The 25,756-nt window shown below is 34.1% G+C and carries 28 protein-coding genes and 1 tRNA gene; 21 read left to right on the top strand and 8 right to left on the bottom strand.

Translation table 11 applies throughout. The annotated features are described in order from the left end of the window. Window positions 1–218: 218 nt before the first annotated feature. Both PSU83_RS11550 and PSU83_RS11545 read left to right on the top strand, forming a co-directional pair. A complete protein-coding gene (locus tag PSU83_RS11550; RefSeq protein ID WP_300589613.1) occupies window positions 219–2,282 on the top strand; it encodes a S9 family peptidase in 2,064 nt (687 codons plus the stop codon). Window positions 2,283–2,363: 81 nt separating this feature from the next. After that, window positions 2,364–3,404, top strand: a complete 1,041-nt coding sequence (locus PSU83_RS11545; RefSeq protein WP_300589612.1) for a cysteine synthase family protein — start codon at window positions 2,364–2,366, stop codon at window positions 3,402–3,404. A gap of 81 nt (window positions 3,405–3,485) precedes the next feature. Here the strand turns inward: PSU83_RS11545 and PSU83_RS11540 are convergent, their stop codons facing one another. The 5 genes from PSU83_RS11540 to fahA all read right to left on the bottom strand — a co-directional run bounded on the left by PSU83_RS11540 (window position 3,486) and on the right by fahA (window position 9,428). Continuing rightward, window positions 3,486–3,908 (bottom strand): hypothetical protein, encoded by a 423-nt coding sequence (locus tag PSU83_RS11540; protein ID WP_300589610.1) that lies wholly within the window; start codon window positions 3,906–3,908, stop codon window positions 3,486–3,488. Between the two features lie 89 nt (window positions 3,909–3,997). Then, window positions 3,998–5,908, bottom strand: coding sequence for an SPFH domain-containing protein (locus PSU83_RS11535; RefSeq protein ID WP_300589609.1), 1,911 nt, complete (start codon window positions 5,906–5,908; stop codon window positions 3,998–4,000). Between the two features lie 300 nt (window positions 5,909–6,208). After that, window positions 6,209–6,919: a YebC/PmpR family DNA-binding transcriptional regulator gene (locus PSU83_RS11530; protein WP_300589608.1), complete on the bottom strand. Its 711-nt coding sequence runs from the start codon at window positions 6,917–6,919 to the stop codon at window positions 6,209–6,211. A gap of 98 nt (window positions 6,920–7,017) precedes the next feature. Then, on the bottom strand, window positions 7,018–8,100 hold the full coding sequence (gene gcvT / locus PSU83_RS11525; RefSeq protein ID WP_300589607.1) for a glycine cleavage system aminomethyltransferase GcvT: 1,083 nt from the start codon (window positions 8,098–8,100) through the stop codon (window positions 7,018–7,020). Window positions 8,101–8,144: 44 nt separating this feature from the next. Continuing rightward, window positions 8,145–9,428, bottom strand: coding sequence for a fumarylacetoacetase (gene fahA, locus PSU83_RS11520; protein WP_300589606.1), 1,284 nt, complete (start codon window positions 9,426–9,428; stop codon window positions 8,145–8,147). A 110-nt stretch (window positions 9,429–9,538) separates the two neighbouring features. On the opposite strand from fahA, the gene glyA reads away from it, so the two are divergent. From glyA to PSU83_RS11480, 8 genes are all read left to right on the top strand, one after another. Further along, entirely contained in the window at window positions 9,539–10,813 is a 1,275-nt protein-coding gene (glyA, locus tag PSU83_RS11515) for a serine hydroxymethyltransferase (RefSeq protein ID WP_300589605.1), read from the top strand. A gap of 105 nt (window positions 10,814–10,918) precedes the next feature. Beyond that, window positions 10,919–11,512, top strand: a complete 594-nt coding sequence (locus PSU83_RS11510; RefSeq protein ID WP_300589604.1) for a tRNA-(ms[2]io[6]A)-hydroxylase — start codon at window positions 10,919–10,921, stop codon at window positions 11,510–11,512. Window positions 11,513–11,611: 99 nt separating this feature from the next. Further along, the gene (locus PSU83_RS11505) at window positions 11,612–12,703 is read left to right on the top strand and encodes an efflux RND transporter periplasmic adaptor subunit (RefSeq protein WP_300589621.1); all 1,092 of its coding nucleotides are present in this window, start codon (window positions 11,612–11,614) and stop codon (window positions 12,701–12,703) included. Further along, on the top strand, window positions 12,703–13,959 hold the full coding sequence (locus tag PSU83_RS11500) for an FtsX-like permease family protein (RefSeq protein WP_300589603.1): 1,257 nt from the start codon (window positions 12,703–12,705) through the stop codon (window positions 13,957–13,959). The genes PSU83_RS11505 and PSU83_RS11500 overlap by 1 nt, the downstream gene beginning before the upstream one ends. 16 nt (window positions 13,960–13,975) lie before the next feature. Then, a complete protein-coding gene (locus PSU83_RS11495) occupies window positions 13,976–14,653 on the top strand; it encodes an ABC transporter ATP-binding protein (RefSeq protein WP_300589601.1) in 678 nt (225 codons plus the stop codon). Window positions 14,654–14,740: 87 nt separating this feature from the next. After that, complete coding sequence (locus tag PSU83_RS11490) at window positions 14,741–15,781, top strand: GMP reductase (protein WP_300589600.1); 1,041 nt, start codon at window positions 14,741–14,743, stop codon at window positions 15,779–15,781. Window positions 15,782–15,871: 90 nt separating this feature from the next. Continuing rightward, window positions 15,872–16,990 carry a VWA domain-containing protein gene (locus tag PSU83_RS11485; RefSeq protein WP_300589599.1) on the top strand — a complete coding sequence of 373 codons (1,119 nt, stop codon included), beginning with the start codon at window positions 15,872–15,874 and terminating at the stop codon, window positions 16,988–16,990. A gap of 113 nt (window positions 16,991–17,103) precedes the next feature. After that, entirely contained in the window at window positions 17,104–18,567 is a 1,464-nt protein-coding gene (locus tag PSU83_RS11480) for a magnesium chelatase (RefSeq protein WP_300589598.1), read from the top strand. A gap of 169 nt (window positions 18,568–18,736) precedes the next feature. Here the strand turns inward: PSU83_RS11480 and PSU83_RS11475 are convergent, their stop codons facing one another. Further along, window positions 18,737–19,309, bottom strand: coding sequence for a pentapeptide repeat-containing protein (locus PSU83_RS11475; protein ID WP_300589596.1), 573 nt, complete (start codon window positions 19,307–19,309; stop codon window positions 18,737–18,739). 141 nt (window positions 19,310–19,450) lie between these two features. Between PSU83_RS11475 and PSU83_RS11470 the strand changes: the two genes are divergently transcribed. The 11 genes from PSU83_RS11470 (at window position 19,451) to PSU83_RS11420 (ending at window position 25,139) form a co-directional block, all read left to right on the top strand. Next, window positions 19,451–20,728 (top strand): MFS transporter, encoded by a 1,278-nt coding sequence (locus PSU83_RS11470; RefSeq protein WP_300589595.1) that lies wholly within the window; start codon window positions 19,451–19,453, stop codon window positions 20,726–20,728. 92 nt (window positions 20,729–20,820) lie between these two features. Further along, window positions 20,821–20,894 (top strand) — tRNA-Arg (locus PSU83_RS11465). 109 nt (window positions 20,895–21,003) lie between these two features. Continuing rightward, window positions 21,004–21,825, top strand: a complete 822-nt coding sequence (locus tag PSU83_RS11460; protein ID WP_300589594.1) for a hypothetical protein — start codon at window positions 21,004–21,006, stop codon at window positions 21,823–21,825. Between the two features lie 88 nt (window positions 21,826–21,913). Next, complete coding sequence (locus tag PSU83_RS11455; RefSeq protein WP_300589592.1) at window positions 21,914–22,135, top strand: hypothetical protein; 222 nt, start codon at window positions 21,914–21,916, stop codon at window positions 22,133–22,135. A 1-nt stretch (window position 22,136) separates the two neighbouring features. Then, window positions 22,137–22,742 carry a hypothetical protein gene (locus PSU83_RS11450; protein WP_300589591.1) on the top strand — a complete coding sequence of 202 codons (606 nt, stop codon included), beginning with the start codon at window positions 22,137–22,139 and terminating at the stop codon, window positions 22,740–22,742. Window positions 22,743–22,798: 56 nt separating this feature from the next. Next, entirely contained in the window at window positions 22,799–23,167 is a 369-nt protein-coding gene (locus tag PSU83_RS11445) for a hypothetical protein (RefSeq protein WP_300589590.1), read from the top strand. Continuing rightward, window positions 23,145–23,342: a hypothetical protein gene (locus PSU83_RS11440; RefSeq protein ID WP_300589589.1), complete on the top strand. Its 198-nt coding sequence runs from the start codon at window positions 23,145–23,147 to the stop codon at window positions 23,340–23,342. The genes PSU83_RS11445 and PSU83_RS11440 overlap by 23 nt, the downstream gene beginning before the upstream one ends. Continuing rightward, window positions 23,317–23,520: a hypothetical protein gene (locus PSU83_RS11435; RefSeq protein ID WP_300589587.1), complete on the top strand. Its 204-nt coding sequence runs from the start codon at window positions 23,317–23,319 to the stop codon at window positions 23,518–23,520. The genes PSU83_RS11440 and PSU83_RS11435 overlap by 26 nt, the downstream gene beginning before the upstream one ends. A 124-nt stretch (window positions 23,521–23,644) precedes the next feature. After that, window positions 23,645–24,262, top strand: a complete 618-nt coding sequence (locus PSU83_RS11430; protein WP_300589586.1) for a recombinase family protein — start codon at window positions 23,645–23,647, stop codon at window positions 24,260–24,262. Next, window positions 24,252–24,695, top strand: a complete 444-nt coding sequence (locus PSU83_RS11425; protein ID WP_300589585.1) for a hypothetical protein — start codon at window positions 24,252–24,254, stop codon at window positions 24,693–24,695. Before PSU83_RS11430 ends, PSU83_RS11425 begins: the two co-directional genes overlap by 11 nt. A gap of 21 nt (window positions 24,696–24,716) precedes the next feature. Continuing rightward, complete coding sequence (locus PSU83_RS11420; RefSeq protein ID WP_300589584.1) at window positions 24,717–25,139, top strand: hypothetical protein; 423 nt, start codon at window positions 24,717–24,719, stop codon at window positions 25,137–25,139. Window positions 25,140–25,238: 99 nt separating this feature from the next. On the opposite strand, the gene PSU83_RS14805 is transcribed toward PSU83_RS11420, so the two are convergent. Both PSU83_RS14805 and PSU83_RS11415 read right to left on the bottom strand, forming a co-directional pair. Continuing rightward, window positions 25,239–25,352 (bottom strand): hypothetical protein, encoded by a 114-nt coding sequence (locus PSU83_RS14805; RefSeq protein WP_363319894.1) that lies wholly within the window; start codon window positions 25,350–25,352, stop codon window positions 25,239–25,241. A gap of 11 nt (window positions 25,353–25,363) precedes the next feature. Beyond that, window positions 25,364–25,693, bottom strand: coding sequence for a hypothetical protein (locus tag PSU83_RS11415; RefSeq protein ID WP_300589583.1), 330 nt, complete (start codon window positions 25,691–25,693; stop codon window positions 25,364–25,366). Window positions 25,694–25,756 lie beyond the last annotated feature (63 nt).

Below are 25,756 nucleotides of genomic sequence, written 5' to 3'. Positions count from 1 at the left end.
ATTGGTATTTACATTTTAAAAACAGCTTCTAAAGTCTTTATATTAATTATATTTCGTTTTAATTTTTCAGGTGTTACTAGGCTATAAGATCTTAATTTATTATATGAAATTTATTTGTAAACTATTATTTGTTAACTTTTAGGTTTATAACTTCCCGTTTACAAACAAAGTCGTTGCAATAGAATCGTTAATATTGTATGTTAATAAAAACACTTTAAATGCCTGAAGCTAAAATAAAACCGCCGGTTGCCAAAATTATTCCACATCAAATTGAAAAACATGGTCATGTTCGTACTGATGATTACTACTGGATGAACCAAAGAGAAAAGCCGGAAGTTATTGAGTATCTCAATCAAGAAAACGAGTATTATAGGCAATCTACAGCGCATACTGAAGCTTTTCAAAAGGATTTATTCGAAGAAATGAAAGCTCGAATTAAGGAAGATGATGAATCTGTTCCCTATTTGTTTAATGGCTACTACTATATTACGCGCTTTGAAAAAGGTAAAGATTATCCCATTCATTCTCGTAAAAAGGGAAGTTTGGATGCCAAAGAAGAAATTATGTTCGATTGCAATGTGATGGCTGAAGGACATACGTATTTTAATTTAGCTGGATTAAGTATTAGCGAAGACAATACGCTGTGTGCTTTTGGTTTTGACACGGTATCTAGAAGACAATATACGATTCAGGTTAAGAATTTGGTGTCGGGAGAAATTCTAGATTTCAAACTAGAAAACACTACTGGTGGTTCCACTTGGGCAAGCGATAATAAGACATTGTTCTATTCTAGAAAAGATGGAGTGACGCTTCGTTCGGATAAAATATTTAAACATAAAATCGGAACTGCTGCAGCTACAGATGCTATGGTTTATTTTGAAAAAGACGAAACTTTTGATGTTTCCATTTATAAATCGAAGTCGAAAAAGTATTTGATTATCAATTCAAGTAGTACAATAACTACCGAATTTCAAACGGTTTTATCAGCTACGCCTGATGCTAAATTCAGGATGTTCCAAAAAAGAACACGGGGATTGGAATACAGCATTTCACATTTTGGTGAGCATTTTTATATTCTGACTAATAAGGATAAAGCAACCAATTTTAAGCTGATGAAAACGCCCGAAAATGCGAGTTCAAAAGACAATTGGGTTGATTTGATTGCACATCGCGAAGACGTTTTGTTGGAAGACATTGATATTTTCAAAGATTATTTGGTAGTTTCAGAACGTTTTAATGGTTTAAATATGATCCGAATTATGCCTTGGAGTGGAAAAGGAGCATATTATCTTCCTTTTGACAGTGAAACATACATGGCTTACACAACAACCAATGTCGATTTTGATACCGAAATCCTCCGTTATGGCTATCAATCATTGGCTACACCAGCTTCTGTAATTGATTTTAATATGAAGACCAAAGAGAAAACTATACTGAAAGAACAAGAAGTTATAGGTGGAAAATTCGATAAAAACAAGTACATAGAAGAACGCGTTTGGGCAACTGCAAAAGATGGCACCAAAGTGCCCATTTCAATGGTTTATAGAAAAGGTATCAAAAAAGATAGTAAAAATCCATTGTTGTTATATGCTTATGGTTCTTATGGTATGACGATGGATTGTCATTTTTCTACGCTACGATTATCACTTTTAGATCGAGGTTTTATTTACGCCATCGCTCATATTCGTGGTGGAGAAGATTTGGGTCGTGAATGGTACGACAATGGTAAATTAACTAAAAAGAAAAATACATTTACTGATTTCATTGATTGTTCCCAATTTGTTATTGATGAAAAATTCACATCAAGTAAGCATTTATATGCAGAAGGTGGATCGGCCGGAGGGCTTTTGATGGGAGCCATTATCAATATGGCCCCAAATTTGTTTAATGGCGTTGTCGCGCAGGTACCTTTTGTAGATGTTGTTACAACTATGTTGGATGAAACCATTCCGTTAACGACAGGAGAATATGACGAATGGGGAAATCCGAACACGAAGAAATATTATAATTATATGTTGTCTTATTCGCCTTATGATAATGTTGTGGCTCAGAACTATCCAAATCTTTATATTTCAACTGGTTTGCATGATTCTCAGGTACAGTATTGGGAACCAGCTAAATGGGTGGCGAAATTACGGGTTTTGAAAACTAATAATAATCAGTTATATTTGGATACTAACATGGAGGCAGGTCACGGAGGAGCATCGGGAAGGTTTGAAGCCATTAGGGAAATTGCTAAAGAATTCAGTTTTTTATTAGATTTAGAGGGAATAAAAAAATAGTTTAAAAATATTTTATTAAATTTGCACAGGTTTGGAGTCATTAAATATTGGCTCCGAACTATTGCTTGACTAAATTATTTTATGAAAGAAGATATAAAAGCTCACGATAATGTATTAAGTTTAATAGGGAATACACCTCTAATTAGGCTTAACAAAATCACAGAATCTTTACAAGGAAATTTTTACGCTAAGGTTGAAGCATTCAACCCGGGTCATTCTACCAAAGACAGAATCGCACTATATATTATTGAAGAGGCTGAAAAGCAAGGAATTCTTACTCCAGGCGATACTATCATTGAAACTACATCGGGGAATACTGGATTTAGCTTGGCAATGGTAAGCATCATCAAAGGATACAGTTGCATTCTTGCCGTAAGTTCAAAATCTTCTAAAGATAAAATTGATATGTTACGTAGTTTAGGGGCAAAAGTATATGTTTGTCCTGCACACGTTTCTGCTGACGACGAGCGTTCTTACTACAATGTAGCTAAGCGTTTGCACGAAGAAACAAAAGGTTCAGTCTATATCAATCAATATTTCAACCAATTGAATATTGATGCGCATTATAAATCAACTGGTCCTGAAATTTGGGAACAAACCAACGGAAAAATTACCCATTTAATTGCGTGTAGCGGAACGGGTGGAACTATTTCTGGAGCGGCTAAGTTCTTAAAAGAAAAAAATCCAAATATTAGAATTTTAGGTGTTGATGCTTTTGGTTCTGTATTGAAAAAATACCACGAAACTAGAGAATTTGATGCTGATGAAATCTATCCATACCGAATAGAAGGTTTGGGTAAAAACTTGATTCCAACTGCTACCGACTTTGATTTGATAGATCATTTCATGAAAGTAACCGACGAAGAAAGTGCCCATACTACTAGAGAGATTGTTAAAAGAGAAGGCTTATTTGTTGGTTATACTTCTGGAGCAGTAATGCAGGCAATCAAGCAATATGCTGAAGAAGGAGAGTTCAACGAAAATAGTAATGTAATTGCAATTTTCCCAGATCACGGTTCTCGTTATATGAGTAAAGTATTTAGCGATGATTGGATGAATGAACAAGGTTTCTTTGACAGCATCAACGCTGAAGAAGTCCAGAAAGTAGAGTTTATTAAGTAGCATTACGATTTAAGTACTACTATTAAGATATAAAAAAACCTCCAAAGCGATTCGGAGGTTTTTTTGTTTTCTGAAAAGGTGCTATCGCATCATTGTATGATTGATATTCCGATCATCGTATTTTGCCGTAAAACGTTTTAGGTTTTCGAGATTAATTTCTCCTTTTAGATCAAATACTTTTTCTGAGAGTAATAAGGCTAACATAAATTCCCAATCGCGGCCACGGAAGTTTTTGGATTGTATTATAGTGTTTAGTTTAGTGAAAACAATCTTCTTGCTATCGTCCACTTTACTCTCGGTTTTATTGTTATCAACAATCATATTGACTAATTCTTCCTTAGTGTTTAGATTGTAAACGTACAATTCATTTCCCATCGCTTTTTTGGCAAAGCTAAAAGTTGCAGCATCATCTATGTAAACAATTTGCTTTTTTAATTTAACGGTTTGTGCCGAAAGGCTAGTAACTGTTAGAATTAATAGCACTATAGGATTAAGACAGTTCATAATTTACTAGTTGGATCAAAACGAATTTACAAAAAAATAACAAAAAAACGCCGAGCGTAACTCGACGTTTCATTTGAATAACTATTATATTATTTCTTTTTAGAATTATCGGTACTATTTTTAGTATCCATCATTTCCATAAGTTTCATTCCTAATAAACCGCTAATTCCTCCTTCAGAACCGTTCGCGCCAGTAATTAAAACATCTGGAATTACTTTGATATTTCCTTTACCAATTTCTTCGGTAACTTTATATCTGGTAAAATTATCGCCGCCCATCGCAGAAACCTGTAATTGATAAGCTTCGGCAGTAGATTTACCAATCGCCATAATCTTTTCAGCTTCAGCTAATCCGGTTTTAGAAATCTTTTCAGCTTCAGCACTTGCGTTTAGTTTTGTTGCTTCTGCTTGTGCACCAGCTCTAGCTTTGGTCGCTTCCGCTTCGGCATTAGCACGCATTTTGGTAGCTTCCGCCTCAGCATTTACATTCAATTTTAAACTTGTAGCATCACCTTCCGCTTTTTTTACGGTTGCATCTGCAGTTCTTTGTGCAATTTCAACACTTTGTGAAGCACGAACGATTTCTTTTTGCATATCAGCAATAGCCGTTTCTTTTTCCATTCCCTGACGTTGTTCTTGCGCCATTCTTTGGGTTTGATACGTCTTTTGCTCTTCTTCCGCAAGCTTTCTATCGGTTAATGTTTTCATTAAGGAATCCGGAGGTACAATATCACCAATTAAAGTATCAACAGCATTTACATTGTATTCATCTAATACCGCTTTAATATGATTCTTAGCCGATTCCTGACGTTCCTTACGCGTACTCAGAAACGATATAACATCACTGTCTTGAGCTGAGTTTCTAAAGTAGTTTCCAATGGTTGGTTCTAAAACCTGAGAAACTAAGTTGGTCATGCTACCAAAACGCGCAATTACTTTTGGAGCTTCATTGGCTGGGACATGAATGATTTGGGCCACATCAAGATTAAAAGGGAAACCATCTTTAGAACGAACGGTAATGGTAGATAAATTTTTATCTAAATCATGTGATTCACTTCGGGCGTTTGCCCAGTTTAAAACTAAGTTGGTTGTCGGAACAGCTTCTAATTTAGTGGTATATTTATTCAAAGCGTATTTTCCCGGGCCAAGTGGTTCCATCCAAACGCCACGTTGTCCTTTTGACACAATGTTTCCGTGTTTGAAAGTGTCTCCGGTTACATCTTTGCCATCCTCACCGATGTACGAAATCACCACACCAACATAACCAATTGGCACATCTGTCATTGGATTTTGCTCAATCTGAATTCCCCAAGTGTTGATATAATAAGAACCTGCAAGCATTACTTGTGGTTGCAGACCTCTGTTTCCACCCAAATCCAAAAACATATCAAAATCCTGAAAATTATTATGACCATCAATAAATTTACCTGCAATCTGACCTTGCGGAATTGGGTCGCCATCTAAAGCAGTTACAATTCCAATCATATTTTCGTAAATTTTCACCTGATCCACCACTACTATTTCAAATAAATAGGTATTAATACGATAAGAACCTGTTGTAATAAAAGCCGACTGACGCCCTTTTTGACCACCATTATCTAAGAAAGCAGTTGCATCTTGAAAATTATCACTTTCGACTTTTCTGGCAAGAATTCGTCCTGTTGGAATTTCTTTTCCATCTTTGCTTAAAACCAATCCAATTCTTCCTTCTGGGATTATGGTAAAGGCTGTCATGTCGATAGTATATTGCCAAATCCATTTTGACCAATATAAACCTGGTGCTAACGTTTGCGCTTGAAAACCAGCTTCTCCTTTGGTAGCAATAATTCTACTATCAGGGAGTGACTTGTCTGCTCCGAAAAGCACGAATTTTTTGGTTACCAAACCAATTTTGTCCTCGGGAACGATTACCATTCCAAAGAAAACGCGTAATACAAATTTGTAGAGAACGATAGATAATACAATTAAGATTACCCACCAATAAGATAAAATTACATCCATTGTTATTGAAGTTAGATTAAAAAGTGTGTATTGATTTTTAGAATAGATCCAAAAGAAAAAAAATGGGGGTTAGATAGGAATAAATTCATTTGATGAGACAACATCTAGTGTTATTTTTTTACTGTTTATCTAGGATAAAAATCTCTTATTGTACGTAAGCTTGCTTTAAATGTTACAACTTTTTAGTACTATTTTTTGTATTAAAAAAGTAAGTATTTGTTTATCAGTTGTATAAAAAAAACTCCAGGTTTCCCCGAAGTTTATAGTACTGAATACTTGTATCTGAATACTGAATACTTTTTATTCTTCCATTGTATGATATACGTTCATCACGTCTTCATCTTCTTCGATTTTATCAATTAGTTTCTCTACGTCAGCCATTTCAGCTTCAGTTAGTTTTTTGCTAATCTGCGGGATTCTTTCAAAACCGGAAGATAAGATTTCAATACCACGCGATTCAAGTTCTTTTTGGATAGCTCCAAAACTTCCGAAAGGCGCATAGATTAAAATTCCGTCTTCATCCGCAAAGATCTCTTCAGCACCAAAATCTATAAATTCCAATTCCATTTCCTCAATGTCAACATTGCTGTTTGGAATACGGAAATTACAAGTGTGGTCGAACATAAATTCAACTGAGCCTTGTGTTCCCATTGTACCATTACATTTGTTGAAATAACTTCTGATATTGGCAACTGTTCTGTTATTATTATCAGTTGCAGTTTCGATCAAAAGTGCAATTCCGTGTGGCGCATATCCTTCAAAAAGTTGTTCTTTATAATTGGCCGTATCTTTGTCCGTTGCTTTCTTAATAGCACGTTCCACATTTTCTTTCGGCATATTAGCCGACTTTGCATTTTGAATAACGGCACGCAAACGGGAATTAGCTTCGGGATTTGGTCCGCCTTCTTTCACTGCCATTACAATATCTTTACCGATACGTGTAAACGCTTTTGCCATTGCTGACCAACGTTTCATTTTTCGTCCTTTTCTGAATTCAAACGCTCTTCCCATTTCTTAATTTTTATTTGTTGCAAAAATACTTTATTCAACAGCAAGAATCAATGTCAATAACTAGTTTTTATTGCAATTTTTATAGCCATTGTCATTGATTACTTTTTATAAAATGGTAATTTTACTACTTTGGCCGCTATTTTGTTATTACGAATTTGAATAAAAATCTCACTGTCAACCACAGCGAATTCAGCTTTTACATAACCTAATCCGATTCCTTTACCTAAAGACGGCGCCATTGTTCCCGAAGTTACGATTCCGATGTTATTGACGTCAGCATCCACAATTTCATAATCGTGACGCGGAATTCCGCGTTCGGTCAGTTCAAAACCAACTAGTTTTTTGGTAACACCAGCTTCTTTTTGCTTTTTCAGATTTTCTGAATTGGTAAAATCTTTAGTGAATTTGGTTATCCAACCCAAACCCGCTTCTAATGGAGAAGTGGTATCGTTGATATCGTTTCCGTACAAACAGAATCCCATTTCCAAACGCAACGTATCACGCGCAGCCAATCCGACAGGTTTGATACCGAAAGCTTTTCCAGCTTCGAAAACTTTATTCCAAATTTGCTCTACTTCGGTATTTTTACAATAGATTTCAAATCCTCCAGAACCAGTGTAACCTGTTGCAGAAATAATCACATGTTCAATACCAGCAAAATCAGCTACTTCAAAATGATAATATTTAATTGCTGATAAATCTACAGATGTCAATGACTGCATAGCTTCAACAGCTTTTGGGCCTTGAATTGCTAGTAAGGAATAATCCTCAGAAATATTTTTCATTTCAGCTCCCACATCATTGTGAGAAGAAATCCAGTTCCAGTCTTTATCAATATTTGAGGCATTTACAACCAATAAATATTGATTTTCTTTAATTCGGTACACAATTAAATCGTCCACAATTCCACCATCGTTATTAGGTAAACACGAATATTGAGCCCGACCAATTTCTAGAACAGAAGCATCATTAGAAGTTACTTTTTGGATTAAGGCCAAAGCATTTTCACCAGAAAGCAAAAATTCACCCATGTGCGAAACATCAAAGACTCCGACGCCGTTTCTAACAATTTCGTGTTCGGCATTTACGCCTTCATATTGAACCGGCATGTTATAACCTGCAAACGGAACCATTTTGGCTCCTAAACTTTCGTGTATGTGTGTTAACGCTGTATTTTTCATTTTATTTTTTAAGGTATGCATTTAATTTAATCAAATTTTGAAATTCATTTCCTTACAAACGGAGGCAACAGTTTACTGGAAACTTCTCCGAATCCAATACGTAAAGAACTGTTTTGACAATATCCTCTCATGATAACGGTGTCATTGTCGTTGATGAATTTACGTTCCGATCCATCGTTCATTTTAATTGGATTTTTTCCGCCCCAAGTTAATTCAAGCATCGATCCAAAACTGTCCGGAGTAGGACCAGAAATTGTCCCGGATCCTAACATATCCCCAGAATTTATTCGGCATCCATTTGAAGTGTGATGTGTCAATTGCTGTGACATGGACCAATACATGTATTTGAAATTTGATTTTGAAACTAGAGTAGGTTCCACATTTTCCGGCTCTATATATGCTTCTAAATGGATATCATAAGCATTTCTTCCTTTCTGTTGAAGATACGGCAAAGGTGTAGGCTCCTGAATTGGTCCTTTACAACGGAAAGACTCCAAGGCATCCATTGTTACAATCCAAGGTGATATTGAGGAAGCAAAGTTCTTTGCTAAAAACGGTCCAAGCGGCACATATTCCCATTTCTGAATATCACGTGCGCTCCAGTCATTGAGCAATACCATTCCGAAAATATAATCCTCGGCTTCATTTATCGGAATGTTTTCTCCCATTACATTGGCGTCTGTTGTAATAAAAGCTGTTTCCAATTCGAAATCAATAAGGCGTGACGGACCAAAAACAGGAGTATTTTCACCATTTGGCAAGGTTTGTCCCATTGGACGGTGCACTGGAATTCCAGACGGAACTATAGTAGAACTTCTACCGTGGTAACCCACTGGGATGTGAAGCCAATTGGGTAAAAGAGCATTTTCAGGGTCACGGAACATTTTCCCTACATTCGTAGCGTGTTCTTTACTGGAATAAAAATCGGTGTAATCGCCAATCAAAACAGGAAGTTGCATTTCTACATCTTCCATTTTAAAGATAACAATATCGCAATGTTCTGGATTATCTCTCAGTAATGCATTGTTGTGATCAAATATATCTCCAATTCTGTTTCGCACTAATCTCCATGTCTTTTTACCATCTGAAATGAAATCGTTCAAAGTGTCCTGCATGAACATATCATCAGTCAATTCAATTCCGTTAAAATAATTCAGTTGTTGTAATGCTCCCAAATCGATGGCGTAATCTCCAATTCGTGTTCCAATTGTGATCACATCTTCTTTGGTTAAAAAAACGCCAAAAGGAATATTTTGAATAGGAAAGTCGCTGTCTTTGGGGACAGTAAGCCATGATTTTCGTTTAGGATTATTGGTATTTGAAGGCATGAGTTTGTTAATTTAGTTGTTGAAAATTTAAGTAATCAAATATATCATTTCCTATTAATTTACCAAACCATTTTTGTAATTTTGAACACAATTAATCGAAAAAAAATCAAATGCAACGCGACACACAAATTTTTGACCTAATTCTTGAGGAACAAGACAGACAAATTCACGGAATTGAACTAATTGCATCAGAGAACTTTGTAAGCGACCAAGTGATGGAAGCTGCTGGTTCTGTGCTAACAAATAAATATGCGGAAGGGTATCCAGGCAAAAGATATTATGGTGGATGTGAAGTAGTAGATGTAATTGAGCAAATTGCGATTGACAGAGCCAAGGAACTTTTTGGTGCCGAATATGTAAACGTACAACCACACTCCGGTTCGCAGGCTAATACAGCGGTTTTCGCAGCGTGTTTAAAGCCCGGCGATAAGATTTTAGGATTTGATTTATCACATGGCGGACATTTAACACATGGATCCCCTGTAAATTTTTCAGGAAAATTATATTCACCAAGTTTTTATGGTGTTGAAGCAGAAACTGGAGTTTTGAATTACGATAAAATCCAAGAAATTGCCACTAAAGAACAACCAAAAATGATTATAGCAGGAGCATCTGCGTATTCTCGTGATATGGATTTTAAACGTTTTCGTGAAATTGCGGACAGCGTTGGCGCCCTTTTATTAGCGGATATTTCACATCCTGCAGGTTTAATTGCTAAAGGTTTGATGAATGATCCAATTCCACATTGCCATATCATTACTAGTACAACTCACAAAACATTACGCGGACCAAGAGGCGGAATTATAATGATGGGGAAAGATTTTGAAAATCCATGGGGTTTAAAAACACCAAAAGGCGAAATTAGAATGATGTCTCACGTTTTGGATATGTCAGTTTTTCCGGGAAATCAAGGCGGACCGTTGGAACATATTATTGCAGCTAAAGCAATTGCTTTTGGTGAAGCTTTATCAGATGAGTTCTTTACCTATCAAATGCAAGTTCAGAAAAATGCCAAAGCAATGGCTGCTAGTTTTGTAAAAAGAGGTTATGATCTAATTTCCGGCGGAACAGACAATCACATGATGCTAATTGATTTAAGAAACAAAGGGATTTCTGGAAAAGATGCTGAAATTGCTTTGGGAAAAGCCGAAATTACGGTGAACAAAAACATGGTTCCTTTTGATGATAAATCGCCATTTGTAACTTCAGGAATTCGTGTTGGAACTCCGGCAATTACTACTCGTGGATTGATGGAAAGTGATATGGAAACTATTGTTGACTTAATTGACAGAGTGCTTTCAAATGCAACTAACGACGAATTATTAGAAGAAATCGCAGACGAAGTAAACGATATGATGAGCGAAAGAGCCATCTTTGTTTATTAAAAAATAGTTTAAAAGGTTAAAGGTGTAAAAGTTAAGTTTGTCTCCAATTTTTTAACCCTTTAACCTTTTTTAAACCTTTAACCTTTCTAAACCTTACCATAAAAAATGGGCGTACTCCGATTAGAATTGCCAACCGATCCGCGATGGGTAAATATTGTAGAAAAAAACATTGAGGAAATCTTAACAGATCACGCCTGGTGTGAACAAAAAGCAGCTACAAATGCTATAACAATCATCACAATTAATTCGGAACACGAAGATTTGGTTACCGATTTGCTGGCTTTGGCTAAAGAAGAATTGGAACATTTTGAAATGGTTCATGAAATTATTAAGAAGCGCGGACTCAAATTGGGTCGTGAACGCAAGGATGAATATGTGAATGAACTTGCGCAATACATGAAGCAAAGCTACACAGGAAGCCGCGTTTCCGGATTGGTAGAACGTTTACTTTTTTCGGCTATGATTGAAGCAAGAAGCTGCGAACGTTTTAAAGTACTTTCTGAAAACATAAAAGACGAAGAATTATCTAAATTCTACAGAGATTTGATGGAAAGCGAAGCCGGACATTACACTACGTTTATAACTTACGCTCGAAAATATGGCGAAGGAATTGACGTTGAAAAACGGTGGCGCGAATGGATTGCTTTTGAAGCTGCAGTGATTGCCAATTACGGAAACAAAGAAACCATTCACGGTTAAAAATTTAATCCTTCATTTTGAGGGATTTTTTATGATATATATTATCATTTTAGAGTGCTAATTATCGTAAATTTGGATAAATCCAATTCATAATCTTTGATGAAACTCAAAAATATTCTTTTCTATACCACATTTTTTCTTATTGTTTCTTGTTCAAAAAAAGACAATGGCGAATTACAACCCCAAAAAGGTAGCGTTACCGAAAGTGTCTATGCTTCTGGTGTGGTTAAATCTGAAAATCAATACACAGTTTACTCAACGGTTAATGGTGTTTTACAAAAAATAAATGCCGTCGTTGGCGAAACTATTATTCAGGGGCAATCCTTGTTTGAAATCGAAAGCGAAAAGGCGTCGTTGAATACTGAGAATGCTAGATTGGCTTACGAATTAAGTCAAGGAAATAGTCGGTATATACAAGATAAAATTTCTGAAATGGAAACCAAAGTCCAAATCGCTAAAGACAAACTGGCTTTAGATAAATCGGTATATAATCGAAATAAAAACATCAAGCAATACAATGTTATTTCTGAAGTTGATTATGAAAGGGTTGAACTAACGTATAAAAATTCAAAATCCAGTTATGAATCAGCCTTAAAGCAGTTGTCACAACTAAAAGCGCAATTAAAAAGCGATCAAAGTAGAAATAACAATAACTTAAAAATTAGTCAACAATCGGAAAATGATTTTAATATTAAAAGTGCATTTTCTGGTGAGTTATTTGATATTTTGGTAAAAGAAGGTGCCATGATTACGCCTCAAACACCTTTGGCAATTATAGGAAAAAAGAATTCGTATTTGCTTGAACTGGATGTTGATGAAAACGATATGGTGCGTGTGAAAATTGGCCAAACAATGTTGGTTTCTATGGACAGTTATAAAGGAAAAGTTTTTGAAGCTACTGTGGACAAAATTTATCCGATACTGGATGAGCGTTCGAGAACCTTTAAAATTGAAGCTCATTTTTCAAATCCGCCAGAAAAATTGTTTCCAAATCTGACAGCAGAAGCCAATATCGTTATTCTAAGCAGAAAAAATGTTTTGACGATTCCCAAAAGTTATCTGATTGATGGCGAATACGTTTTAGTGAATAAAGACAAAAAAAGAAAAGTAAAAGTTGGTTTAAGCGACTATCAAAATGTCGAAATTTTGGCGGGATTAACTGCTAAAGAAACCATTTATAGACCCAAATAATGAACTTCAAACTCATCTTAAACATAGCGGTTCATTTATTGCGTGCCCGATTGAAACAAACGGTGGTTGCCGCTGTGGGTGTTACTTTTGGGATTGCTATGTTTATTGCGCTAAATGGCTTTATGAATGGCTTGAATGATTTATTAGATGGATTAATGCTGAACAGAACCGCACATGTTCGGCTTTACAACGAAATAAAACCGACAGCTGATCAACCCATTTTACTTTCAGAAAAATATAAAAACAGTACTAATTTTATTAGTTCAGTTAAACCAAAAGACAGAGGAAAAGCCATTTATAACAGTCAAGCCATCATTGATTATTTAAAGAAAGATAAACGCATTATTGATGTTGCTCCGAAAATTAATGTACCCGTTTTTTTTAATTCGGGAACCATCGAAATTTCAGGAGTTATTGATGGCATAGACGTTGTGCCAGAAGAAAAGTTATTCAAAGTAAGTGATTATATTATTGAAGGCAAAGTTGCTGATTTGGTTCAGAATAACAGCATTATAATAGGTAAAGGTTTGGCAGATAAAATGTTACTTGCCAAAGGTGATGTGATTAAAGTAACTTCAGCCAAAGGTAATTTAGCCTCGTTAAAAATCATTGGAATTTCACAATCGGGTATTGCCGAATTTGATAATACGATGAGTTACACTTCGTTGGCAACAGCGCAAAAATTATTGGGTGAATCTACAAATTATGTTACCGATATTCAGGTCAAATTATACGCTATGAAAAGTGCCCCAGCAGTCGCCAAGGAATTTCAGAATAAATTCGATTTAGATGCCATTGATTATCAAACGGCCAATTCGCAATTTGAAACTGGAAGTTCTGTGCGAAGTATCATATCGTATGCCGTTGGTATAGTGTTACTTATTGTAGCAGGTTTCGGAATTTATAATATTCTAAACATGATGATTTTTGAAAAAATGGACAGTATTGCCATTCTAAAAGCCACAGGTTTTTCGGGTAATGATGTAAAATGGATTTTTATTTCCTTAGCACTTATTATCGGAATTGTCGGCGGTATTTTCGGATTGATTTTTGGCTATATCTTTTCTTCTATTATCGATAGTATTCCGTTTGAAACAGCATCGTTACCTACAATAAAGACGTATCCTATAAATTATAATCCAATGTTTTATGTGATCGGAATTGTATTTGCATTGATCACCACAACAATCGCTGGACTATTTCCTGCCTTGAAAGCCAGTAAAGTGGATCCTGTAGAAATTATTAGAGGGAAATAACTAGTATAGAAATAAAATGAGTAACGTAGTTTTAGAAACAAAAGGATTAACCAAATACTTCTATGACCCCGTAAAATTTCAGGTTTTGAAGCAAATTGATATGAGCATCAATCACGGTGAATTTGTTTCGATTGTTGGAAAATCAGGTTGCGGGAAATCGACTTTATTGTATTTATTATCAACAATGGATACCGATTATGAAGGACAAATTTCAATTAATGATCAATTAGTTACGGGAAAAACGGACAAGCAATTGGCCGAAATAAGAAATGAAAAAATTGGCTTTGTATTTCAGTTTCATTATTTGCTTTCGGAATATAATGTGTTAAAAAATGTGATGCTGCCTGGAATGAAATTGGGTAAATTATCCAATGCTGAAATTGAGCATAATGCTATGGAACATCTGAGAACGTTAGATATAGTAGATCAAGCTTTGAAAATGCCCAACCAATTGAGTGGCGGTCAAAAACAACGCGTTGCTATTGCCAGAGCCATGATTAATAATCCATTAATCATAATGGGTGACGAACCAACAGGTAATTTAGATAAAAAAAACAGCGATATGGTTTTTGATATTTTCAAGAAATTGACAGTTAATGAAAAACAAACATTGCTTATTGTCACTCATGACCAAGATTTCGCTGATAGAACCAACCGAATTATTACGATGGAAGATGGCAAAATTATAAGCTAGAATAGATTTATAAACCAACATTATTTTTAATATCTTCGAATTTTTTCCTTTAAATAATAGATTTACAACAATAGAATTTTAGACAAAATGAGAATTGAAACCGATATAAAATTAGGATTTAAAGACGTCATGATCCGCCCAAAACGTTCTACCTTAAATAGTAGGGCGCAAGTTAGTTTGGAACGAGATTTTAAATTTCTGCATAGTACTATGACTTGGACGGGAATTCCAATCATGGCTGCCAATATGGATACCGTTGGAACTTTTGAAATGGCGTTGGCTTTGGCCAAAGAAAAACTTTTTACATCAATTCACAAACATTATTCCGTACAAGAATGGAATGATTTCATTAAATCAGCTCCTAAAGATATTTGCGATTACATTGCAGTGAGCACCGGAACAGGTAAAAATGACTTTAAAAAAATTGCCGAAATATTTGAACACAATCCACAACTAAAATTCATTTGTATTGATGTGGCCAATGGTTATTCAGAGCATTTTGTAGACTTTTTGCGTCAAGCACGTAAACAATATTCAGATAAAGTAATCATCGCCGGAAATGTTGTTACGGGTGAAATGGTAGAAGAACTTCTTTTGGAAGGTGCTGATATTGTAAAGGTCGGAATTGGTCCAGGTTCCGTTTGTACCACGCGCGTTAAAACAGGTGTTGGTTATCCTCAACTTTCTGCAATTATTGAATGTGCTGATGCGGCTCATGGACTTGGAGGACATATCATTAGTGATGGCGGTTGTTCCACTCCGGGCGATGTTGCCAAAGCTTTTGGAGCTGGTGCTGATTTTGTAATGTTGGGAGGAATGCTTGCTGGTCATACCGAAAGTGGTGGAGAAATAATTGAAATCAAAGGCGAAAAGTTCAAGCAGTTTTACGGAATGAGTTCAGAAACCGCAATGAAAAAACACGTCGGTGGCGTTGCTGAATATCGTGCGAGTGAAGGCAAAACCGTTCAGGTTCCGTTTAAAGGAAATGTAATTGATACTTTACACGATATTCTTGGTGGAATCAGAAGTACTTGTACTTATGTCGGTGCGGCTAAACTAAAAGAATTAACCAAAAGAACTACATTTATTAGAGTTATTGAACAAGAAAATAGGGTTTTTACGAAATAAAGAGCACTACACTTTTTCTTCATTTACTTTAACTAAAAATTAGTATTCGTTCTACAACAACTTCTATTTAAAATAGTAATTTTATACAATATGGAAAAGAACACTAAAAAAGGATTTTTCTTCAAAAAATACGAAGCTCCATTTCAATCCCCATTTGATAAATTATTTGAAATTTTCAAGGAATTAATTACACATACCTCTGGTGATTTTGAGGAAGCAATCGATTGGTTACGCCAATTGGATGTGGAATATAAACTCACCGATGCAGCCTATACCATTGATAATTTTATTGAGGATTTAAAGAAAAAGGGATACATCCGTGAAGAATTAAAAGACGATGGAACTTCTGGAACCGGAATAACAGCAAAAACGGAGAGAGCCATTCGACAACAAGCATTGGATCAAATTTTCGGAAATTTAAAACGATCTGGAACTGGCAATCACAAAACCAAATATTCAGGAAGCGGCGATGAGCAAACAGGAGAATTCCGCGATTATCATTTTGGTGACGGACTCGAAAGTATTTCTTTGACCGAAAGTTTACGAAACGCACAAATTAATAACGGAGTAGAAGAGTTTCGTTTAACAGAGAATGATTTGGTGGTAGAAGAATCGAAATTTAAGGCGCAAATGAGCACCGTTTTGATGATTGACATCAGCCACAGCATGATTCTTTATGGCGAAGACCGAATTACACCCGCCAAAAAAGTAGCAATGGCTTTAGCCGAATTAATCACTACCCGTTATCCGAAAGACACGATTGATATTTTGGTGTTTGGAAATGACGCTTGGCCCATTGCAATCAAAGATTTGCCTTATTTAAAAGTGGGACCGTATCACACGAATACCGTTGCAGGTTTGCAATTAGCTATGGATATGTTGCGCAGAAAACGAAATACCAACAAACAGATTTTTATGATAACAGACGGAAAACCAAGTTGTATTCGTGAAAAAGATGGCACCTATTATATGAATTCGAATGGTTTAGACGAATATATTGTGGAGCAATGTTACAATCAAGCCGCGCAAGCCAGAAAATTGCACATTCCGATTACAACTTTCATGATTGCGAATGATCCGTATCTACAAAAATTTGTAAATAAGTTTACCGAAGCCAATCAAGGAAAAGCTTTTTACACCGGATTAAAAGGTTTGGGCGAAATGATTTTTGAAGATTATGAAACCAATAGAAAGAAGAAGATTAAATAGAAGTCAGATAGTAGATTACAGATTTTAGAAAAATAAATAAACTTAGCGAACCTTGCGCTGTCATCCTGAGCTTGTCGAAGGACTTTGCGCACTTTGCGGTTAAATAAAAAAACATGAAAATAGAAAACATAAAAACACTAGGAGAATTAGTAAAATCTGGATATGTTTCCAGAAGTATTAAAGACGAATTGCGTGAAAATTTACGTGAGAAAATAAAATCAGGTAAACCGGTTTTTGAAGGCGTTCACGGATTTGAAAATACCGTAATTCCAGAATTAGAACGTGCAATTTTATCACGTCACAATATCAATTTACTGGGTCTTCGTGGTCAAGCCAAAACAAGATTGGCGCGTAAGATGATTGAATTGTTAGATGAATATATGCCTATTGTTGAAGGTTCTGAAATTAATGACGATCCATTGAGTCCGATTTCTCGATTTGCTAAAGATTTAATTGCTGAAAAAGGAGATGCAACTCCAATAAAATGGATTCATAGAAGTGAACGATTTTCAGAAAAATTAGCTACGCCCGATGTAACAGTTGCCGATTTAATTGGTGATGTGGATCCAATAAAAGCAGCAAATTTGAAATTATCCTACGCTGATGATCGCGTAATTCATTTCGGAATGATTCCGAGAGCCAACCGTTGCATCTTTGTAATCAACGAATTACCCGATTTACAAGCAAGGATTCAGGTTGCATTGTTCAATATTTTACAAGAAGGCGATATTCAAATCCGTGGTTTCAAGTTACGCATGCCATTAGACATGCAATTCGTTTTTACGGCAAATCCAGAAGATTACACCAATCGTGGTAGCATCGTAACGCCTCTGAAAGATAGAATTGGTTCACAAATATTAACACATTATCCTGAAAATGTCGCTATTGCAAGAACCATTACACATCAAGAAGCAAAATTGGATACCAAACAATCGGAGAGTGTTCATGTTCCAAATTTGGCCAAAGATTTATTAGAACAAATTTCTTTTGAAGCTCGTGAGAGCGAATATATTGACAATAAAAGTGGCGTTAGTGCGCGTTTGAGCATAACAGCTTACGAAAATTTACTAAGCACCGCTGAACGTAGAGCATTAAAATCTGGAACTGATAAAACTACGGTTCGATTATCTGATTTTATGGGCATTATTCCAGCCATTACAGGTAAAGTAGAATTGGTTTACGAAGGAGAACAAGAAGGCGCTGCAGTAGTGGCACAACATTTAATTAGTGATGCGATTCATACTTTCTTTCCGGCTTATTTTCCTAAAATTGAAAAATTGGAACGCGATGCCGATGCTAGTCCATTTGCAAAAGTTTTGGAATGGTTCTTTACAGAATCAGGGTTTGAATTATTAGATGATGCATCGGATGCAGAATACAAAAAACAATTGGATGACGTGAAACCGTTAGAAGATTTAATTCAGAAATACCAACCTGAAATCCCATTGGAAGACAAAAATTTCTTAAAAGAATTTGTGCTGTGGGGTTTAGTAGAATATGATAAATTAAGCAAGGATAGAGTAGAAGAAGGCTATCAATTCAAAGACTTATACGGAAGTTACATTAGTAAATTATAACATAGATTTGCTAATCGACTTTCGGTCAATTCAAATTAGTTTCTTTTTTTTGCCACACATTCCCAGATTTTAAATCATGTTTTAATCTGTGAATCTGTGGCTATTTTTTTTCTAACTCAAATTTTTCTAAATTTCAGTCAGACAAACTCAAACAATAGACTTTTAGTTTTTACTTTATAACCAAATCATATTTTCCAAGTAATCCTTTTAATCCGTCTGTAGAAAAAATGGCTTTCTTAAGCTTGTTTTTCTCGGGATCGATAGTGTAATCGTAGCTGGTGTAAAAATCAGCTTTGTTGGCAATGGTGTCAATGAAAACGGCTTTTCTTAAATTACAGTTATCAAACAGCACTTCGGTTAAATCGCTTCCCATAAAATCTACAGCAATCATGCTGCAATTGATGAACTGCATTTTCTTAAGTTTTAGTGCGTAGAATTTGGCATAATCCAATAAACAATCTTTAAAACTAAACTCAAAAATTACCTGATCGGTCATTGCAAAGTTGACATTGGTAAAATTACATCCGTTAAACTGAACGCCACGTAGCGACACATAATTGATTTTTGTATCATTAAAATTGCAATCAAAAAAAGTGCAATCTATAAAATAAACACTCTGAAACGTGCATTGCGTAAAGTCACAATTGTGAAAAGTGCAGTTTTCGTATTCTTTGAATTTGATAGCTATTTCTTCAAAGTTGATGTCTTTGAATTGTTCGTCAAGTATATAATCTGATGACATAGTTCTTTTTTTGGAGGCGTAAAACTAAGCGTTTTTTTGGACCTATTATTTTCTATTATGTTAATATTGGTATAAACATGTTTATGTATTTATTTTATTTACGTTAAACAACTAATTTTACCGAGTAATTTTCTAGCAAGTATGAATCAGGAAACGACAAAGGTCTCCGGGTTTTTTTATAAAAATCCATCACTCAAAATCAAAGAATTTCAAGCTTATCTTACGGCACGTTTCGGCATTATATTCGCCCTAAATATGCAATCTACGATTTTGTATTATTGGGTATACCATATCACAAACGATAAACTTTCTCTTGGTATAGTTGGTCTTTCTGAGGTTATTCCCGCTATCGGATGTTCCTTAATTGCAGGTCATTATGTTGATTTAAACGAAAAGCGAAAAATGGTGCTCTTGTGTTTGTCCGGATATATACTTATTGCTTTTTCTTTGGCCATTTGGGCGCTTGAAATAACACATCAAAATTTTTCTACTACTAAGATTGTCAGTTTTATTTATTTTTTTGTTTTTCTTGGTGGTGTTTTGCGCTCGTTTTATAGCCCTTCCATGTTTTCATTATTTGGATTGGTAGTTCCAAGAGTACATTTTGCCAATGCGACGAGTTGGAGTAGTATGGCTTGGCAGATGGGTGCTGTTCTTGGGCCTCTAGTTGCTGGATTTGCAATTGCTTGGTTTGGAATTCCAGCTGGACTTTTTACGGTATTCGGAATTATGATTGTTCTCTATTTTCCGATTCTATATATTTCGGTTAAACCGATATTAAAAAAAGTAAAAGAACCGATTATGCAAAGTATTACTGAAGGAGTGCGATTCGTTTTAAAAACACCGACCCTTTTAGCAGCGCAATGTTTGGATATGTTCTCGGTTTTATTTGGAGGCGCTGTTGCTTTACTTCCGGTGTATCAAAAAGAGATTCTTCATGTCAACGAAATGGGATTTGGAATACTGCGTTCCGCTCCGGGAATAGGAGCATTGCTGACCTTGGGATTGTTGGCATTTCTTCCTTTAAAAACCTATCCTGGACGAAAATTATTTATCTGCGTAACTGGATTTGCTTTATCAATAATTGTGTTTGGAATTTCTACCAACTTTTACCTTTCTTTTTTTATGTTATTGTTTTCTGGAATGTTTGATGCCGTGAGTGTAGTTATCAGAAGTACCATTCTACAATTAGTGACTCCAGATGAAATGCGTGGACGAGTTTCTGCAGTGAATACCATGTTTGTAAGCTCTTCCAACGAACTTGGTGATTTTGAAAGTGGTGTTATGGCACATTATATTGGTACAGTTCGAGCTGTAGTTGTTGGCGGATGCTTAACACTTGGAGTTGTTGCTTTTACGTTCTTTAAAGCGCCACAGTTGCGAGAGTTTAGTTTTGAAGACAAAAAGAAGGATGAATAATGTCTTAGCCAATAATAATAATTTTTAGATTTAAAAATCAAATTAGATTTGCAGGTTTATCAAATATAACTATATTTGCACTCATAAAAAAAGGCCTTGTGGCGCAACTGAATAGCGCACTTGATTACGGCTCAAGAGGTTACTGGTTTGAATCCAGTCAAGGTCACACTTAACATCCCGAAACACTTGATTTACAAGGTTTCGGGATTTTTTATTATCTTCGTGTGACTATTTTGCGCCATTATCATAACTTTACTGCAAGATATATAATTAAAGTGAAACATAATGTTTTTGAAAAAATAATGAACTTGCCTAATCTAATTTTTGAAAGATTAGAATGGAAAAATAATGACTTTAATAATTTAGATGAGCACTTAATTGAATGTGCCAATTACTTTAGAGAGGAGATTTCAAAAAATTTATTTGGTCTTTCATTGTTGGAAAAGAGTGATTTAATTAAAAATTATTTTTTCTCAATTTCTGAAATATACCATAATTATCTTTCTGTTATTTTTGAAGAAGAAGAATTAGGTATTGTAATAAAAGTGACAAATGAAGAAGACAAAGTAGTCGAAGAATTAGAAATTGTTGATGTAGTAGAAGACGAAATCAAATTAGTTAAAATTTTTAAAGAGTTTTTTCAAGAAATCATAGACATTATTTGCTTAGAATGTATCAAGTATAATATTGATGCTTTATCAATCGTAAATGAAAACTTATTATCAAATTCAATATTAAATCTTAAAGTTGTTTACGAAGCCAAAAAGAATTCTTTTTTAGACTCTTCAATGGGTGAAACCAATCTTAAAAAGTCATTTACTTCAACACAAGCATTTGATTTTTTTAATTATTTAAATCAAGAATTTTATAAAAACAAATCTATTCTAACAAAATACAGTTGTATTTATACTAAAATGAAAGGTGATAAATTTTTAGATAACGACATAAAACCCGAACATTTTAAGCAGTTACTTAGTAAACCTCCCTATCGAATTAATTTTACACATCCTCTCAAAAGTCCACACGCTACTCCTAAAAAAGCAAGTAAAGAATACGAAGATAAAAAACTCCATTTTTTTTCGTTAGAAAAACTATAAAATCGTTATTTTCTTCAACGATTCTCGCTTTATCATACAATTTAATCCCTCTACATTTGTTCCCATAACTAAAAACAAAAAATAAATTATGGAAACACAAGAGCAAAGTTCAATGCCATTACTTTGGACAAAAAAAGAAGCAGGTGCTTACCTAAGAAAATCAGTTAGAAGTATTTCGAGGTATTTAGCAGATGGAAAGATTAAAGGATTTAAGTTAGGTGAAAATGGAGATGTTTTAGTTTATGCTGAAACTGTAACCGAAGAAAACCTAAATTCTATTAAACCTAAATTCAACAATAAATTTCGCTAAAATGTCCCAATTTATATTTACATCCCAACTCTCCAAAAGGTCTTCTTCTCCAATAGCAATTAACTATACCAATACAGAAAGACAACCAACAAGGGAAACGACTTTTTTAAACAGGACGACTTTAGAGAAATTTATTCGGAATGACGTCCAACTAATGAAGTACAGACGTAACGAAATAATAAAGGATTTTTTTAGAGTTTATGATTGTAACAAACTTTATACAATGATAGAGGTTGGATTTGATTTTTCGGTTGACGAAAAAACGGCAAATATTATTAGAAAATTGAAAAGAAGTTTGCCCAAAATAAAAACTGAAATATTAGGTTACGTTTGGTTAGTAGATAAGGGCAAAAATGAGGGGATGCACTTCCATTTGGTCATAGCAACTCCAAGAATTAATTGTAAAGGAAAATCATTACCAAAAGAACTAAAATTAACGATTAAAAATAAAAAAGTTCATAGCAGTTTTGTAGAATCCAAACGTAACATTATGAATTACCTTTTAAAGAAAAAAATCTATTACATAGGTAAACGAAAACGAGTGTATGGTAGAAGTTTAAAATTCAATGGAAAAACAACTTTTTTAAAAAGAAGCATAGAGGAATAAAATAACAAGATTACATCAATAAAAACGTTTTAGAACGTTTTAGAACCTTTAAAGTAATGAATATAACGCAATGTAAAGAGAGTGGAAATTGGTTTACACCTAAAAGAAATAACCAAAGGTTTGAGAACAACAAAGCACGTTCAAAATGGCATAACAGAAAGTATAGAAAAATGTTTGCTTATATCAACAAAACTAACAGATTATTATTTAAAAACTATAAGATACTTACTCAGCTAATTGGACTAACAGATTACTTGGAAATTGAAAAGATTATTTTAAAGAAACTTCGATACGATTTTTCATTATGTACAGGCATAATTGAAGAAAATGGGTTAAAAAGTTTTTTGATGTACGATATTCAACTTACTTATATTACAAACGATAAAATTTTAATAAAAAGATATGAAGATAAACGATTTATTTAAACACGACTTGCTAAATTCTCAACAAATATTTATAAAAGAAAATGGAGGGGTTTTAGAAACAAACAAACAGACTAACAATATTGATTTAATTGCCATTATTTTAATTTTTGGAGTAACAGTAATTTTAATGACAAAAATATACAAACCTTATGAAAGAACAAGAAAAGAAGATTAATCTCGCATTCGATATAAACAAAGAATTACAGAAGCAGATTTCAAACAGTAAATATATTAAGTATGCTGTTTATAGCGTTTCTGCGATTGCAGGAATTTTGGCAATAGGCTTCTTAGCCAAAGTGTTTAATTATTCCATTAAAAACATATCAGAACTTAAAAACACTTTAAAGCGATGATTTTTAGAGTACACTTTTAATTGTGATTGGTAAATGATATTGCCAAGAACCTTTTTAGCAGACAAAACAGTAAATTTTAAACAATAATAGGGTATGTATATACCCCAACCTAAAAATGTGAAATATGCATATAAAATATTCGAGGATTTCAAGCATTTCGCAACGCAATGACCGCCAAGTTCAAAACACCAAAGATTTCGATTTTATTATTGAAGACACTTGCAGTGGTTCGATACCGTTTTTTGAAAGAGAAGGAGGAAAACGCATTGAAAAGATGGTTGCCAAAAATGAAGTAACCAAAATCTCGGCGCACTCAATCGATAGATTCGGGAGAGACCTACTTGATGTGCTGAATTCAATTAAGTATTTTAGTCAAAAGGGGATTTGCATTGAATTTAGTCAGCAAGGTTTACGAACTTTAGATGACGACAATAAAGAAAACCCGATTTCTAAAATGATTATTTCCATACTTGGTGTTGTAGCAGAGATGGAACGAAACCTTATTCGTGAGCGTCAGTTAGAAGGAATTGCAATAGCAAAGGCAAAAGGAACATACAAAGGACGTGCTAAAGGAACTTCACTATCCAATTTAGACTTTCTTAACAAACCAAAAGTTAAAAAAGCCATTGACTTAATAGAAAAAGGATATAAACAATCTGAAATTGCCACAATAGTAAGATTGCATCCAAACACCTTATCTAAGATTAAAAAAACATATCAGTCAGTAAACAATGGAAAATAAATTCAAATTAGGTCAAATACTTTGTGAAAGGTGCAGTTTAAAAAAAACTGCCATCCAACGTTACTATTATGTAGTTATTCAAGAAGAAACGGATGACAAATATTTGGTCATACAAGCAATTAATACAACCTCTTTGTATGCTTCGGGTACATCAATAAGCCCTACTCACCCTGAAGAGGATTTAGTAGCGACTGAATTAAAAGCCTCTTATTTACTTTATCAAGAAATTACTGTTTTAGATACTGATAATAAAAAATTTATTATTTTTGATGCTATTGGATTTGAGGGAAAAGACAGACTTGTTAAATTTACTCCGACCAATAATGGTGATTTAATAGGCAATATTTATTATGAGTTAAGAAACAAAACAAAATTAACCTCAACAGGTTTTTTATATTGTGATTTTTATCGAAAAGAAAAATTTATAAAATGAAAAACTTTTAAAACCTTAAAAATGAAAAACCTCAAACATAATTCTACCTACCAAATATTAAAGCTACGCTTAGAACTTATCAAAAGCCAAGAAAGAGAGCATTTTAATATTATAAAATTTGGCTACGGAGAAGAGGCAAATAAGTTTCGGCTAATTAGAAAAGACATCAATAATAAATTAGTGGCAAAGGAGCAAGATTTAAAGAAACAATATGATAGTTTGGAATTGACTTCGGAGAATCTTGGTGAATTAGAAAGGATTTCAACGATTTTACTTGAATTTAAAGATTTTGATGAATCACTTTTGTTTACTGTTAAAAATAAAATTGATAAGCTAATCGAAATAAAAGAAAATGCCACAAAAAAATATGATTTCAAGACTGCAAATAATGCTCGTGAAGAAATTCATTTATTACAAAAATATTTGAATCAGCATAAACTTTAAGATAAAGTTTTGGCATTTACTTACTATTCAATTCCTGAATTGGTTTTTTAAATGCTCGTTAAAAACTTGGGACGGCATCTACCATAAAGGAAATCATTTTCACCAATTTTCGTCATTAAAAACACTAACGTTTTTTAATTCAAATTTTACTCGAGCAGTAACATTATCATCAAGTCGTTCCCAAGTTAAAGGCTCTCCAAAATCTGCCTCTATTAATTCCTTTTTTAAGAATAATGCTCAATATTATCAACATCAATAATTGTAAAGAACAACCCATTTTCAGGTATTTCTTTATACTTCATTTTAATTTCGTCCATCACTTCGCCTGCCAAACTAATACTTGTTTCCAATTCTTCATCGACATAAAATTTTATTTCTGTATAAAAATCTTCAGAGTCTGACCCTTCATTTTCAATAAGCGAATCATATTCAAAACCCGTATATATTCTTATGCCATCTAAATCATAAACTGATTCTATATCTTCTAATAAATTTCTTGCTTGAGCGGGTGTTAAATATAAATCAACTGCTGATATTACTACTTCGTACCTCATAATATGTTAATAATAAATTTTTTAAATTATTTATAGTTTTAGTTTGTAAAAATACAAAAATAA

Source organism: Flavobacterium sp., assembly GCF_029945805.1.
Lineage (GTDB): Bacteria > Bacteroidota > Bacteroidia > Flavobacteriales > Flavobacteriaceae > Flavobacterium.
Note: the sequence above shows the minus strand (reverse complement) of the source record. Positions and strands in the feature narration are given on the sequence as shown.

Bases quoted from the DNA above. Each gene is read 5' to 3' on its own strand.
- PSU83_RS11455 (WP_300589592.1), top strand. From the start codon at position 21,914: ATGGAAACACAAGAGCAAAGTTCAATGCCATTACTTTGGACAAAAAAA.
- PSU83_RS11415 (WP_300589583.1), bottom strand. From the start codon at position 25,693: ATGAGGTACGAAGTAGTAATATCAGCAGTTGATTTATATTTAACACCC.
- PSU83_RS11500 (WP_300589603.1), top strand. From the start codon at position 12,703: ATGAACTTCAAACTCATCTTAAACATAGCGGTTCATTTATTGCGTGCC.
- fahA (WP_300589606.1), bottom strand. From the start codon at position 9,428: ATGCCTTCAAATACCAATAATCCTAAACGAAAATCATGGCTTACTGTC.
- PSU83_RS11440 (WP_300589589.1), top strand. From the start codon at position 23,145: ATGAAGATAAACGATTTATTTAAACACGACTTGCTAAATTCTCAACAA.
- PSU83_RS11480 (WP_300589598.1), top strand. From the start codon at position 17,104: ATGAAAATAGAAAACATAAAAACACTAGGAGAATTAGTAAAATCTGGA.
- glyA (WP_300589605.1), top strand. From the start codon at position 9,539: ATGCAACGCGACACACAAATTTTTGACCTAATTCTTGAGGAACAAGAC.
- PSU83_RS11425 (WP_300589585.1), top strand. From the start codon at position 24,252: ATGGAAAATAAATTCAAATTAGGTCAAATACTTTGTGAAAGGTGCAGT.
- PSU83_RS11470 (WP_300589595.1), top strand. From the start codon at position 19,451: ATGAATCAGGAAACGACAAAGGTCTCCGGGTTTTTTTATAAAAATCCA.
- PSU83_RS11510 (WP_300589604.1), top strand. From the start codon at position 10,919: ATGGGCGTACTCCGATTAGAATTGCCAACCGATCCGCGATGGGTAAAT.
- gcvT (WP_300589607.1), bottom strand. From the start codon at position 8,100: ATGAAAAATACAGCGTTAACACACATACACGAAAGTTTAGGAGCCAAA.
- PSU83_RS11545 (WP_300589612.1), top strand. From the start codon at position 2,364: ATGAAAGAAGATATAAAAGCTCACGATAATGTATTAAGTTTAATAGGG.
- PSU83_RS11435 (WP_300589587.1), top strand. From the start codon at position 23,317: ATGAAAGAACAAGAAAAGAAGATTAATCTCGCATTCGATATAAACAAA.
- PSU83_RS11490 (WP_300589600.1), top strand. From the start codon at position 14,741: ATGAGAATTGAAACCGATATAAAATTAGGATTTAAAGACGTCATGATC.
- PSU83_RS11450 (WP_300589591.1), top strand. From the start codon at position 22,137: ATGTCCCAATTTATATTTACATCCCAACTCTCCAAAAGGTCTTCTTCT.
- PSU83_RS11540 (WP_300589610.1), bottom strand. From the start codon at position 3,908: ATGAACTGTCTTAATCCTATAGTGCTATTAATTCTAACAGTTACTAGC.
- PSU83_RS11505 (WP_300589621.1), top strand. From the start codon at position 11,612: ATGAAACTCAAAAATATTCTTTTCTATACCACATTTTTTCTTATTGTT.
- PSU83_RS11485 (WP_300589599.1), top strand. From the start codon at position 15,872: ATGGAAAAGAACACTAAAAAAGGATTTTTCTTCAAAAAATACGAAGCT.
- PSU83_RS11535 (WP_300589609.1), bottom strand. From the start codon at position 5,908: ATGGATGTAATTTTATCTTATTGGTGGGTAATCTTAATTGTATTATCT.
- PSU83_RS11445 (WP_300589590.1), top strand. From the start codon at position 22,799: ATGAATATAACGCAATGTAAAGAGAGTGGAAATTGGTTTACACCTAAA.
- PSU83_RS11495 (WP_300589601.1), top strand. From the start codon at position 13,976: ATGAGTAACGTAGTTTTAGAAACAAAAGGATTAACCAAATACTTCTAT.
- PSU83_RS11550 (WP_300589613.1), top strand. From the start codon at position 219: ATGCCTGAAGCTAAAATAAAACCGCCGGTTGCCAAAATTATTCCACAT.
- PSU83_RS11430 (WP_300589586.1), top strand. From the start codon at position 23,645: ATGCATATAAAATATTCGAGGATTTCAAGCATTTCGCAACGCAATGAC.
- PSU83_RS11475 (WP_300589596.1), bottom strand. From the start codon at position 19,309: ATGTCATCAGATTATATACTTGACGAACAATTCAAAGACATCAACTTT.
- PSU83_RS11530 (WP_300589608.1), bottom strand. From the start codon at position 6,919: ATGGGAAGAGCGTTTGAATTCAGAAAAGGACGAAAAATGAAACGTTGG.
- PSU83_RS11420 (WP_300589584.1), top strand. From the start codon at position 24,717: ATGAAAAACCTCAAACATAATTCTACCTACCAAATATTAAAGCTACGC.